Source organism: Streptomyces sp. NPDC056835 (genome assembly GCF_042789485.1).
Classification (GTDB): Bacteria; Actinomycetota; Actinomycetes; order Streptomycetales; family Streptomycetaceae; genus Streptomyces.
In genome coordinates this window covers 13,857-26,412 of record NZ_JBHUBB010000003.1, presented here as the reverse complement: position 1 = coordinate 26,412, position 12,556 = coordinate 13,857, and the positions used below count along the sequence as shown (strand labels likewise).

Genomic DNA, 12,556 nt, shown 5'->3' with positions numbered 1-12,556 from the left:
GGTCAGCGACAGGAACGGGCCGGGGGAGATCCCACCCGGCCGCGGCGACGCAGAAAGCTGTGGCCGCGGGGCGCGCACTCACCGTGGGGACCGCTGTGACGCGGCTCCGCTGCACGGAAGGTCGAGTACGTACCCATGGCAGGCACCGTACCTCAGATCGCCCGGCGGAACTCGGTGAGGAGTTGTCTGGTCCGGCTCGCGGACTCCGCGTGGGCCACCATCCGGTCCATGACCTGCTTGTGCTCGGTGACCTCGGCGTTCTGATCGAGATAGAGGGCACCGGTCAGATACTCGATGTACACCATGTCAGGCACTTCGGGCAGATCAAAGCGGAACAGCACGAACGGACTGTAGGTGCCTGGGTGATGACCCGAGGCGAACTCGGCTATCTGGATCGTCACATTGGGCAGCTCCGTCGCCGCCAGCAGCCGGTCGATCTGTGCCCGCATCACCGCCGACGAGCCGACGGGTCTTCGTAGCACCGTCTCGTCCAGGACAACCCAGAGGGCAGGGGCATCGGCACGGGTCAGCAGCGCCTGGCGCCGCTTGCGCAGCGCGACATGGCGTTCGACCCTGCCGGGTTCGGTCATCCGGCCCAGGGCGCCCGCGGTGAGGACCTCGCGGGCGTACTCCTCGGTCTGGAGCAGTCCCGGTACGAAGTGCGGTTCGTAGGAACGAATGGTCGTGGCGGCCTCTTCGAGGCTCACGTATCCGCTGAACCAGTCCGGGAGTATGTCGTAGAACCGCTGCCACCAGCCCGGTTCGTTCGCCTCGTCCGCCAGCCGCAGGAAGATCTCGGCATCGTCGGCGGGCACGCCGTAGGCGGGTAACAGGATCTGCACATAAGGGATCTTGAGCGAGACCTCGGCCGTCTCCATCCGGCGGACGGTGGCGGCGGTGACACGCAGCAGCTTGCCGGCCTGCTCCCTGCTCAGACCCGCGCCCTCGCGCAGGGTCTGCAACTGCTTGCTGAGGACGAGTTGGCCGATCGTCGGCGCGGAGCGCGGCTCGCTCACGTCCCACCTCTACACACCACAGCACCCCCCGAGCACCACCGCTTACACCGGGGCAGTCTGCCACAGCGAATCGCGCCTGAACATGGGTATCTGACGGCCCGTTCGGAACTCCCGGGAGTGGTGTCCGAGGGGCGTCGGGGGGCGTCGGGAGGGGCGTCGGGAGCGGTGCTCCGAGACCGGTCGAGGAGCCGATCGGTCAGGAAGCGGGGAGTGTGAAGCCCAGTTCCCGCGCGGCCAGGGCGGGGGTGGGCTGTGACCAACGCTCGACGGCGTGCTCGGTGCTGGACAGCGAGCGCGTCTCGGCGAGGTCGAGATAGAGCGTCCCGCCGAGATGGTCCGTCTCGTGCTGGACAATACGGGCGGGCCATCCCGAGAACTCCTCGTCGAGCTCCCGGCCCCGCTCGTCCTGCCCACGCAGCCGGACCCGTGCGTGCCGTACGACCACGGCCTGCCAGCCGGGGACGCTCAGGCAGCCTTCGAAGAACGCGGCCCGGCCGTCGCCGAGCGGCTCGTACGACGGGTTGACCAGCACGCGGAACGGCTGTGGCACCCGGCCCCGCGCGGCGCGCACCTCGTCACTCACCTCGGCGGGGTCCTCGATGACCGCGAGCCGCAGGGGGATCCCGACCTGAGGCGCCGCCAGTCCGACGCCGGGCGCGGCATGCGTCGTCTCGCGCATCACACGCACCAGGCGCTCCAGCCGGGCGTCCCCCAGCTGTCCCTCGTACGGGGCCGCGGGGCGCCGCAGCACGGGATCACCCGCGGACACGATGGGAAGCGGGGAGGGCCCGTCGAGAAGGGAATCGACGAGATCGGTGAGTTCGGTGCGCGTCATGGCCTGCATGGCCCCACTTTCCCAGACTTCGGGAGCTTTCCCGGACTTCGGGAGCTTTCCCGGACTTCGGGAGCTTTCCCGGACTCCGGGAGAGGGGCCGCTCACCGGGGAAGAGGCCGCGCCTGTTCTTCGAGGGACGGCCGGCCCGCCCGGCATCCCGGGGCGGGCCGAACCGCTCGACTCAGGTCCTTCGGGTGGCGCCGCGGCCCTTCTTCATCGCCGCTCCCGCGCACACCAGACCGAGCAGGATGGTCAGCGCTCCGATGACCGCGTTCGTCCAGATGATGCCCTTGTCGGGCCCGGTGCCGACGACCCAGGGCGCGATGATCAGCCACACACCCATGGCGCACATGGCCCAGCTGAGGCCGTACATGCGCTGCGGCATGACGGTGAAGCCCACCGCCAGAACCACGAGCGCGATTCCCATGATGAGGTTGTGCGTCGCCAGTGCCGGCTGGGTGGTCGTGAAGTGGATGATCCACGGCGACAGGGCGCAGAACAGGCCGACAAGGAACAGTGGTCCGTCGACGAGCGCCACATCGCGTCCACCGAGCATGCGGTTGTAACGCTCCCGCATCTCCGGGACATCGGGGTGACCGGCCAGGTCCTGCCTCGTATGTGAGACGTCCTGCCTCGGGTGTGAGACGTCGGCCATACGACTCGCCTCCTTCGATCGCGAAGTCTGACCGTGCTGCACGGCATCGAGCCGCACCAGACCCATTCTGCGCGCTTTGGGAGCTTTTGTGTAGTGGTGGGATAAGAAGACCGAGATATCTTTTACCTATAAAACACACGCTAATCTTTTTCCCTGCCGGAGCACACCCCACGGGTCCGCCCGCTCCCGGTCAGGAGCACCGTCCGGTTGCGGCGGCCGCGGCGACATCTTGCCGCTGCCGCGGCGGGCGCCGAGCCCGCCCTCCGGACGGACGGCGCTGCTTCGAAGACAGGACCTGGGCCGTCCGGATCTGATCCACTCCACCTCCGCCGGGGCGATGTGCGCGCTCTACGCGCACGGTCTGCCGTACGCGGCCCGTGCCCGCACCCTGGCCCTGCTCGTCCGTCACACCGCGCCGGTCGCGCCCGTACTGTAGGCCGCCGGAACCGGAGCAGAGGAGCGTACCCGTGGCCGAGGACATCGTCGCAGGCGTGATGCGGCAGTGGCAGCAGGTACTGCCCGATCTGGATACCGCCCCGATGGCGGTCATCGGACGGCTCAACCGCTGTTCCGCGCTCCTCCAGCAGGCCGCCGACGCGCCCCTCCGGCGGGAGGGACTGACCCGGCCCGAGTTCGACATCCTGGGGACCCTGCGCCGTACGGACCGGGAGCTGACCCCGGGCAGGATCGCCCGGGAGACCTTCGCCTCCGGGGCTGCCGTGACCAAGCGGCTGCGCCAGCTGGAGGAGCGGGGACTGATCGCGCGGCGCCCGGACGAGCGGGACCGCCGTGTCACCCATCTGTCCCTGACCACCGAGGGGCGTGAACTGCTCGACCGGCTGCTGCCCGAGCAACTGGGGTACGAGGCCACCCTGCTGGACGGGCTCGGCACCCGGAACCAGGAGCGGCTGGCGGGCTCGCTGGGCGAGTTGCTGGTCCTGCTGGAGGGGCGGCTGGGAAGCCTGCTCGACTCTTGACGGGGCGCGCCACGGGGGAAGCCGTACCGGGAGACGCCTTCCGGCAGAAAGGACCTCCCCCGTGCCCGTCGAGGATTTCCCGCGCTATCCCCTGCTCTTCGGACCGAGCCCGATCCACCGGCTGGACCGGCTGACCGATTTCCTCGGCGGCGCCCGCGTCTGGGCCAGGCGCGAGGACTGCAACTCCCCTCTCGCCTACGGCGGGAACAAGACGCGCAAGCTGGAGAAAGGAGCGCCGTCCGCTCGGAGGGCGGGCTCGGCAGCGTCCGGTGCGTGCGATCGCACGGCCTAGGTCCTGTCTTCAAAGTAGCGCCGTCCGCCCGGAGGGCGGGCTCGGCGGCGGTCGGTGCGTGCGATCGCAAGGCGGAGGGTCGCCCCAGTACTGGATGTACTGGGGTGATCCCGACAACGCGGCGAGCGTGCGTGCCGGGCGTCGCCGAGCAGGCGGGACTTTGAAGACAGGGCCTAGCCCCGGCGGGGTTCGGTATCGGAATCAAGGACTCCTGGCAGCGGGCGCTGGACGCGTTCGACTGATGACGTGACGGGGTGACCGCGTGACGGCGTGACCGGGCGACCGGATGACCCCGGTGGCGCAACCGCCGTCAGCCGAGGAACGCCGCCACCACGACCAGCCCCGGCACCGACAGCATCGTGGACAGCAGAATCGATTCGCGGGCCAGCCGCTCGGCGACGCGATAGCGGGACGCGTAGGTATAGAGGTTCTGCGCGGCCGGCAGCGCGGAGGTCACCACGACATCGAGCAGAGCCGCGCCGTGCAGCCCGAAGACCAGGGCCCCGAGCGCCCAGGCCACCAGCGGCTGGCCCACGGATTTCAGGACCGCGGACAGCAGCACGGGCCGGCGGTCGGGGCCCCGGCCCGGGAGGGCGCTGCCGTACAACGAGATACCGAAGGCCAGCAGCACCGCCGGAACGGACATGTTGCCGATCAGTACCAGCGGGTCCAGCACCGGGCCGGGCACCGTCACCCCCGTCGCCGCCACGGCGACTCCGCACAGCGAGCTGGCCGCGACCGGGTTGCGCAGCGGTGTCGTCACCCGTTGCCACACCGGTCGCTTCTCGCCGGAGCCCGAGAGATCGAGCACCGTCAGCGCGATCGGTGTGACCACGATCTGCTGGAAGAGCAGTACGGGCGCCACCAGCGAGGCGTCGCCGAGGACATACACGGCGATCGGGATGCCGAGATTCCCGGCGTTGACATAGCTGGAGCAGAGCGCGCCGATCGTGGTGGCCCCCACGTCCCAGCGGCGTACGAGCGCGACCGCCACGAACACCCCGGCGGCGGCCGCCGTACTGAGCGCGGTGATCAGCAGCCTGCTGGAGAGGACCACGGACAGATCGGCCTGGGCGAGCGTCGTGAACAGCAACGCCGGCGTGGCCACGTGGAAGGCGAGCTTGGTGAGCACCTCGCGCCCGTTGTCCCCGAGATATCTGCGCCGTCCTATCAGATAGCCGACACCGATGACGACCGCGATGACGCCGAATCCGGTCAGTACCCCGCGCACCGCACGCCCCCGTCGGTGGAGAAGGCGACCCTCGTCGGCCGTACGGGTACATGCGTCATGCAGCCAACCTTCCCGAGGAACGCCACCCGAGGTCAACGTGATCTCGCGCACCGGGACAGGCCCACTGCCGCCGGTTCCGACCGGACAGCGTCCGGCTGACGGGGGGTCAGTTCAGCGGCTTGTCGACGACCGCCTTCGCGTGGCTGAAGGTGTCGATCGAGTACTCGCCGTGGTAGCGCCCCATGCCGCTCGCGCCGACACCGCCGAAGGGCAGCTCCGGCATCGCCAGATGGGAGACGGGCAGCCCGAAGGTGAGTGCGCCGGAGGAGGTCTCCTCGGTCAGCCGCCGCTTGGTCTCCTCGGACTCGGTGAACGCGTAGAGCGCCAGCGGCTTGTCACGGTCGTTGATGAAGGCGATCGCCGCGTCCAGGTCAGGTACGGAGATGATCGGCAGGACGGGGCCGAAGATCTCCTCGCGCATCACCGGGGCGTCCGGCCGGACGTCGGCCATTACGGTCGGGTCGATATGGCGGGCCGCGCGGTCGCTGCCACCACCCAGGACGACGCGTCCGTCGCCGAGGAACGGGATCAGCCGGTCGAAGCTCCGCTCGTTGACGATCTTCCCGTACTTCGGGTTGCCCGCGGGATCGTCCCCGTACAGCGATCGGACGGCGGCGGTCAGCCGCGGCTCCAGCTCGGCCGCCGTCTCACCGATGGCGAGGATGTAGTCGGGCGCGACACAGGTCTGGCCCGCGTTGGCGAACTTGCCGCGCGCGATCCGCCGCGCGGTGACCTCCAGATCGGCGCCCGGCTCGACCACGGCCGGGCTCTTTCCGCCCAGCTCCAGGGTGACGGGTGTGAGATGGCGGGCGGCGGCGGTCATGACGATGCGCCCGACCGGCCCGCTGCCGGTGTAGAAGATATGGTCGAAGCGCTGCTCCAGCAGGGCGGTGGTCTCCGGGATCGCGCCCTGGACCACGGCGACGGCCTCGTTGTCGAGATAGCGCGGCACCAGCTCGGCGAGGGCGGCCGAGGTCGCGGGCGCCAGCTCGCTGGGTTTGATGACCACGGTGTTGCCCGACGCGAGCGCTCCCACCAGCGGCGCGAGCACGAGTTGCACGGGGTAGTTCCACGGGCCGATGATCAGCACCACCCCCAGCGGATCCCGCACGATCCGGGCCCCGGCGGGGAGGAAGGCATCGGGGACGGCGGCCGGCCTGGGGCGCAGCCACTCCTCCAGACGCGCGACCGTATGGTCCAGCTCGTTGAGCGTGAACCCGATCTCGGCGCGGTACGCCTCGGCCGGGTTCTTGCCCAGATCCGCGAGCAGGGCCGCCTGGAGTTCGTCGGTCCGCTCGGTGAGCAGTCGTCGTAGGGCGTCGAGCTGTCCCAGCCGCCAGGAGAGCGGCTTGCTGCGGCCGGTGTTGAAGGTGGCGCGCAGCCGCGCGACAGTGGCGGCGGGGGTCGCGGTGACGGTGGTCATGGCACTGCTCCTTGCTCGGCGGGGTGCGGGGGCTCGTGGTGCGGGACGGGATCACCGCACGGGATCACCGCACGGGATCACTATGCGCGAAGGATGGGACGCATGGAGGACGTACGACGGACGCATAAGGCTCGTATGGGACACGCATGAGGGAAGGGAAAAGTGACGGATGATCAGTGACCCGGACCCGGACGCGGAACCAAAATCGGACGCGGAACCAGAACCGGAACCGGAACCCGTCGTGGGCGTGGAGCCCTATGCCGGTGGGGAACCCGTCGTCGGTCGGCAGCCCGTCGTCAGCACCGAGTACGGCCGGGTGCGCGGCCGGATCGAGCGCGGGGTCGCCGTCTTCCGCGGTATCCCGTACGCGGCGGCGCCCGTCGGCCCGTACCGCTTCCGCGCGCCGGCCGCGCCCGCGCCGTGGGACGGTGTCCGTGACGCCTCCGCCTTCGGGCCGACCGCCCCGAAGACCCCGTACGCCCCGCCGCTGGACCGGCTGCTGCCCGATCCGTCCGTGCCGGGGGACGACTGTCTGAACCTCAACGTGTGGACCCCCGATCCGGGCGGCGCCGGGCTCCCCGTCATGGTCTGGATCCACGGCGGCTCGCTGCGGCACGGCTCGTCGGCCGTTCCCACCTACGACGGCGCCGCGTTCGCCCGGGACGGCGTGGTTCTCGTGTCGCTGAACTACCGGCTCGGCGTCGAGGGGTTCGGGATGTTCCCCGACGCGCCCGCCAACCTGGGGCTGCGGGACCAGCTGGCGGCACTCGCGTGGGTACGGCGGAACGTCGCGGCCTTCGGCGGCGATCCCGAACTGGTCACCGTCTTCGGCGAATCCGCCGGGGCGTTCTCCGTCGCCGGGATCCTGGCCTCCCCGCTCTCCGCGGGCCTGCTGCGGCGGGCCGTGCTGCAGAGCGGTGTCCCGTCCGCCGTCACCCCGGCCAGGGCCCGGCGCACCACCCGGCGCATCGCCCGGCGGCTGGGCGTCCCGGCCACGGCGGCGGCCCTCGCCGGGGTGGACCGCGGCCGGCTGCTGCGGGCACAGCGCGAGATGACCGCGGGCAGCCCGCTGGGCGGGGGCGCGAGCTTCGATCTCGTGGTGGACGGCGAGGTGCTGCCCCGCGACCCGGCCGCCGCGCTGGCGGCGGGGCAGAGCGCGGAGATCGGTCTGCTGATGGGGACCACCTCGCAGGAGTACCGGCTGTGGCTCATACCCAGCGGCGCGCTCGACCGGATCGGTCCGGTCGCGCTGCGGCTGGCCATGGCCCGGTTCCGGGTACGGAGCCGGACCGCGGCGGTGTACCGGGCCAACCGGCCGGACGCGTCGCCCGGGGAGCTGCTTGGCGCGCTCGCCACCGACCGGCTGCTGCGTATCCCGCTCACCCGGCTCGCCGACGCGCGCCGGAAGGTCCGGGCCGTCACCTACTTCTACGAGTTCGCCTGGCCCTCGCCGGTCCAGCGGCTCGGCGCGTGCCACGCCCTGGAGATCGGCTTCGTCTTCGACACCCTGCGCGAGCCGGCCACGATCTCGCTCACCGGCACCGAGGCGCCGCAGTCCCTCGCGGACACCATGCACGCCGACTGGGTGCGCTTCGCGACCACGGGGGATCCGGGCTGGCCCGCCTGGGACGCCTCGCGCCCGGTGATGACGTACGGCCCCGGCGCGCCCGAGGTCGTCCACGCCCCGAGGGACGACGAACGCCGCGCCTGGGACTGACCGAAGGCACGGGCGCGGAGGGGACGGCCGGGCCCCTCGGCGTACCTACCGGGGAGGCCGGCTCGTCCCGTCGTTGTGCGGATCCGCTGATCAGCGCAGTGCGGTCAGCGCGCCGCTGTCGAAGGGCACCAGTTCGTCCGCCCGGCCCTCGATCGTCTTCACCGCCCACTCGGGATCGGCCAGCAGCGCGCGCCCGACGGCCACCAGGTCGAATTCGTCCCGCTCCAGCCGGTCCAGCAACGGTTCGATACCCGCGACCCCCTTCACCTTGCCCTGCTCGACGGCCTCCAGGAACACGCTGTCCAGTCCGACGGAGCCGACGGTGATGGTGGGCCGACCGGTCAGCTTCTTCGCCCAGCCGGCGAGATTCAGCTCCGAGCCGTCGAACTCCGGCTCCCAGTACCGGCGTGTCGAGGCGTGGAAGACATCGGCGCCCGCCTCGGCCAGCGGGGTGAGCAGGCGTTCCAGCTCTTCGGGGGTTTCGGTCACCTTGGCGGTGTAGTGGTGCGCCTTCCACTGCGACAGCCGGAAGATGATCGGGAAGGACGGCGACACGGCCGCGCGCGTGGCCGCGACGATCTCGGTGGCGAAGCGGACCCTGGACGCCTCGTCGCCGCCGTAGGCGTCGGCGCGCCGGTTCGTACGGGACCAGAGGAACTGGTCGATGAGGTAGCCGTGGGCTCCGTGCAGCTCGATACCGTCGAACCCGAGGCGCTCGGCGTCGGCCGCCGCGGCGGCGAAGGCCGCGACGACCGCGTCGATCTCGGCGAGGCTCATCGCCCGGCCCGCCGGGTTGCCGTCCAGGCCCAGCCCCGACGGGCTGACCGCCTTCGCCGCGGACTCGTCGTCGGTCACCCGGCCGGTGCCCTCCTGCCAGAGCTGCGGAACGATCCGGCCGCCGGCGCGGTGTACGGCATCGACGACCCGGGCCCAGCCGGCGAGCGCGTCCTCCCCGTAGAAGCGCGGGATCCGCTCCTCCCGCCCGGAGTAGGGATGGTCGACATGCGTCCCCTCCGTGATGATCAGGCCCACGCCGCCGGCCGCCCGGCGCGCGTAGTAGTCCGCCACATCGGCGCCGGGGACACCACCTGGCGAGAAGTTGCGCGTCATGGGCGCCATGGCGATCCGGTTCGGCAGGACAAGGTCCCCGATGCTGAAGGGGCGGGAAAGGGTCTGTCCCGCCCTGTTCGCCCGCTCGTTGGGGGTCGCTGATGTCGTCGCCGGTACCGTCGATGTCACGGGTGGTCTCCCTCGGATCGCTGGAGAGTTGTCAATCACTCCCCGCGCTCAACGAGGTGGGTCAGGAGCGTATTCCCTGGCCGGGGAGCTCGTCCGGGAGGGGAGCGATGTCCTCGCCCGGGGTCCTCGCCAGTCGCCGGTGGGCTCGGGGGCGGGCTCGGATGGAGACGCGTTCACCATCTTCGCCGGCCTCGCTCCTCCGGTCTCGCCTCTCCGGTCTCGCTCCTCCGCTCTCGCCGTGCTCGCCGTGCTCGCGGGCGGCGTCTTCCTGTCCCGGACGGCGAACAGGGACCGCACGATCGGGTGAATGTGGCGCGGCGGTGATTGCCGGGCGCAGAGGCCCCGATACGTGGCGAGGACGCTCCTCGGCCCAGTGACAGCACGCTTCCGGGGAATTCCACGGAAGGCGAAGACAATTCTCGCGACGCGCCGGAGGGAAGAAGGTCGCACCGGCCGGGTGAAAGCAACGCCATGCTGCTGCCGAGTTCACACGCCACTGTTGACCGGAGGAGCGTTGCAGTGACCACGACGGGCACGGAAGAATCGGCGGAGGCCGACGACAGCTACGAGAATGAGCTGCCGGTACGGCGCAGGGAGCCGGGCAAAGTCATCGTGGGGTGGCTGACCACCACCGATCATAAGACGATCGGCACGCTCTATCTCCTCACGTCGTTCGGGTTCTTCATCATGGGCGGGGTGCTGGCGCTCTTCATGCGCGCCGAACTGGGCCGTCCCGGTATTCAGATCATCTCGTACGAGCAGTTCAATCAGGCGTTCACGATTCACGGCACGATCATGCTGCTGATGTTCGCGACACCGCTGTTCGCCGGATTCACGAACTGGATCATGCCACTGCAGATCGGTGCGCCCGATGTGGCGTTCCCACGGCTCAACATCCTCGCGTACTGGCTCTATCTGTTCGGGTCGCTCATCGTCGTAGCCGGTTTTCTCACTCCGAACGGCGCGGCGGACTTCGGGTGGTTCGCGTACTCACCGCTGACCGACGGGGTCCGCTCGCCCGGGGTCGGCGGCGATCTGTGGATCATGGGTCTGGCCTTCTCCGGCTTCGGTACGATCCTCGGGTCGGTCAACTTCATCACCACGATCGTCTGTATGCGCGCGCCCGGCATGACGATTTTCCGGATGCCGATCTTCACCTGGAACGTGCTGCTGACCGCCGTACTGGTCCTGTTCGCCTTCCCCGTTCTGGCCGCCGCGCTGCTCGTGCTGGAGGCGGACCGTAAATTCGGCGCGCATGTCTTCGAAGCAGCCAATGGCGGGGCGTTCCTGTGGCAGCACCTCTTCTGGTTCTTCGGCCATCCGGAGGTCTACATCATCGCCCTGCCGTTCTTCGGCATCGTCACGGAAATCCTCCCGGTCTTCAGCCGCAAGCCGGTCTTCGGCTATATCGGTCTGGTGGCGGCGACGATCTCGATCGCGGGGCTGTCGATCACGGTCTGGGCGCACCATATGTATGTGACCGGTGGTGTGCTGCTGCCGTTCTTCTCGTTCATGACCTTCCTGATCGCGGTGCCGACCGGGGTGAAGTTCTTCAACTGGATCGGCACGATGTGGAACGGTTCGCTGTCCTTCGAGACGCCGATGCTCTGGTCGATCGGCTTCCTGGTCACGTTCCTCTTCGGCGGTCTGACCGGCATCATCCTGGCGTCGCCACCGATGGACTTCCATGTGTCCGACTCCTACTTCGTGGTGGCGCATTTCCACTATGTGGTGTTCGGCACGGTGGTGTTCGCGATGTTCGCCGGATTCCACTTCTGGTGGCCGAAGTTCACCGGCAAGATGCTGGACGAGCGACTCGGGAAGATCACGTTCTGGACGCTCTTCGCCGGTTTCCACGGCACCTTCCTCGTCCAGCACTGGCTGGGCGCCGAGGGTATGCCGCGCCGTTACGCGGACTATCTCGCCGCCGACGGCTTCACCGCGCTGAACACCGTCTCCACGATCGCCTCGTTCGTTCTCGGCCTGTCGATGCTGCCGTTCTTCTACAACGTCTGGAAGACCACCAAGTACGGCAAGCCGGTCGAGACCGACGACCCCTGGGGGTACGGGCGTTCGCTGGAATGGGCCACTTCCTGCCCGCCGCCGCGGCACAACTTCATCACGCTGCCACGAATCCGTTCCGAGTCCCCCGCGTTCGATCTGCACTACCCGTCCATCCGGCTGCTCGACGAGGCGCAGAACAACCCCGGCGCCGCCACCACCTCGGCAGCGGGTGACCAGCGCAAGTGACCGCCCCGGTCCCTTGTGCGAAGAGCGCGACTCGTACCACGACTCATACCGCGACTCGCACAAGGGGAGCAAGGAGAAAGGCAAGGAGAAACGCGTGGAGCCCGACAAGGACAGCGCCCGCGGTCTCTACCAGATCGAGGGTTATCTGCTCTGGAGCGCGGAGGTCGAGGACGTACGCCGGCAGGCGGCCCGCTTCACCGCGCAATTGCCCTGGCTGACCACGGCCCAGCGCGAGGACGTGGAGAGGGTCTATACCGCGGACCGGTTGGCCGCCTCCCGGGCGATGCTCGTACGCATCTCCGACCGCGCGACCGAACTGCGCCACGAATACACCGCGCGCTACCGGCGGCTCAGAACGCGCGCGGTGGCAGCGTCCGTTGTGGCCATCGGGGCGGCGAGCGGCGCCTGTGGCGCGGTCACCTATCTGACCCGTTGACAGAAACCGCCCAGGCAGCACATATCACACGAACCGGACGCAAGGCGACGCGCCGGACGGATTTCAATTCGGCTTGATTCTTACGCGGGATCGAGCGATCCTGTGAAGCAGCCGTGAATTCATCTTCATAACCGTCCGGCGATACCTCTCCGATCATGCCTTTTCGCTTGCGAACGGCATCGCGGTCAACAATCACCGATGACCGATTCGCCATCTTGACCACCCTTGAGACAAAATCCAGACTCGCAAGCGGCACTCATGCATCAGGAGCCACTGGCGCATGCGCATGCGCCAGTCGCATCCGCATGCGGATGGCCCTGCGAGACCGATATCGCACGGGGTGTGTGACGGGGGAACAACGGGGAGAGCGTAGGTGAGTTCGGCATATTCGCGCATTCCCTTCACTTCCCCTCCTCATCTCTTGG

11 protein-coding genes and 1 pseudogene are annotated in these 12,556 nt (G+C 69.3%); 6 read left to right on the top strand and 6 right to left on the bottom strand.

Translation table 11 applies throughout. From position 1 onward, the window contains the following. Positions 1 to 152: 152 nt before the first annotated feature. From ACFRMN_RS04560 to ACFRMN_RS04550, 3 genes are all read right to left on the bottom strand, one after another. Entirely contained in the window at positions 153 to 1,016 is an 864-nt protein-coding gene (locus ACFRMN_RS04560; protein ID WP_383013122.1) for a helix-turn-helix domain-containing protein, read from the bottom strand. A gap of 196 nt (positions 1,017 to 1,212) precedes the next feature. Beyond that, the gene (locus ACFRMN_RS04555; RefSeq protein ID WP_383013730.1) at positions 1,213 to 1,851 is read right to left on the bottom strand and encodes a peptide deformylase; all 639 of its coding nucleotides are present in this window, start codon (positions 1,849 to 1,851) and stop codon (positions 1,213 to 1,215) included. A 181-nt stretch (positions 1,852 to 2,032) separates the two neighbouring features. Beyond that, the gene (locus ACFRMN_RS04550; RefSeq protein WP_383013119.1) at positions 2,033 to 2,506 is read right to left on the bottom strand and encodes an SPW repeat protein; all 474 of its coding nucleotides are present in this window, start codon (positions 2,504 to 2,506) and stop codon (positions 2,033 to 2,035) included. Positions 2,507 to 2,659: 153 nt separating this feature from the next. Between ACFRMN_RS04550 and ACFRMN_RS04545 the strand changes: the two are divergent. The 3 genes and pseudogenes from ACFRMN_RS04545 to ACFRMN_RS04535 form a co-directional block, all read left to right on the top strand. Next, positions 2,660 to 2,900, top strand: a pseudogene (locus ACFRMN_RS04545) (FUSC family protein); the annotation flags it as partial. A gap of 73 nt (positions 2,901 to 2,973) precedes the next feature. After that, positions 2,974 to 3,483, top strand: coding sequence for a MarR family winged helix-turn-helix transcriptional regulator (locus ACFRMN_RS04540; RefSeq protein WP_383013116.1), 510 nt, complete (start codon positions 2,974 to 2,976; stop codon positions 3,481 to 3,483). 61 nt (positions 3,484 to 3,544) lie between these two features. Continuing rightward, positions 3,545 to 3,775, top strand: a complete 231-nt coding sequence (locus ACFRMN_RS04535) for a hypothetical protein (RefSeq protein ID WP_383013113.1) — start codon at positions 3,545 to 3,547, stop codon at positions 3,773 to 3,775. A 310-nt stretch (positions 3,776 to 4,085) separates the two neighbouring features. Here the strand turns inward: ACFRMN_RS04535 and ACFRMN_RS04530 are convergent, their stop codons facing one another. Both ACFRMN_RS04530 and ACFRMN_RS04525 read right to left on the bottom strand, forming a co-directional pair. Beyond that, a complete protein-coding gene (locus ACFRMN_RS04530) occupies positions 4,086 to 5,006 on the bottom strand; it encodes an AEC family transporter (RefSeq protein WP_383013110.1) in 921 nt (306 codons plus the stop codon). A 166-nt stretch (positions 5,007 to 5,172) separates the two neighbouring features. Next, positions 5,173 to 6,489, bottom strand: coding sequence for an aldehyde dehydrogenase family protein (locus ACFRMN_RS04525; RefSeq protein WP_383013107.1), 1,317 nt, complete (start codon positions 6,487 to 6,489; stop codon positions 5,173 to 5,175). A gap of 169 nt (positions 6,490 to 6,658) precedes the next feature. Here ACFRMN_RS04525 and ACFRMN_RS04520 point away from each other — a divergent pair, with 169 nt between their 5' ends. Further along, the gene (locus ACFRMN_RS04520; RefSeq protein WP_383013104.1) at positions 6,659 to 8,206 is read left to right on the top strand and encodes a carboxylesterase/lipase family protein; all 1,548 of its coding nucleotides are present in this window, start codon (positions 6,659 to 6,661) and stop codon (positions 8,204 to 8,206) included. Between the two features lie 90 nt (positions 8,207 to 8,296). Here ACFRMN_RS04520 and ACFRMN_RS04515 read toward each other — a convergent pair whose 3' ends face one another. Further along, the gene (locus tag ACFRMN_RS04515; RefSeq protein WP_383013101.1) at positions 8,297 to 9,445 is read right to left on the bottom strand and encodes an NADH:flavin oxidoreductase; all 1,149 of its coding nucleotides are present in this window, start codon (positions 9,443 to 9,445) and stop codon (positions 8,297 to 8,299) included. Between the two features lie 519 nt (positions 9,446 to 9,964). On the opposite strand from ACFRMN_RS04515, the gene ctaD reads away from it, so the two are divergent. Both ctaD and ACFRMN_RS04505 read left to right on the top strand, forming a co-directional pair. Further along, positions 9,965 to 11,695: a cytochrome c oxidase subunit I gene (gene ctaD, locus ACFRMN_RS04510; protein WP_383013098.1), complete on the top strand. Its 1,731-nt coding sequence runs from the start codon at positions 9,965 to 9,967 to the stop codon at positions 11,693 to 11,695. Between the two features lie 94 nt (positions 11,696 to 11,789). Next, entirely contained in the window at positions 11,790 to 12,131 is a 342-nt protein-coding gene (locus tag ACFRMN_RS04505) for a hypothetical protein (RefSeq protein WP_383013095.1), read from the top strand. The last annotated feature ends 425 nt before the right edge of the window (positions 12,132 to 12,556 follow it).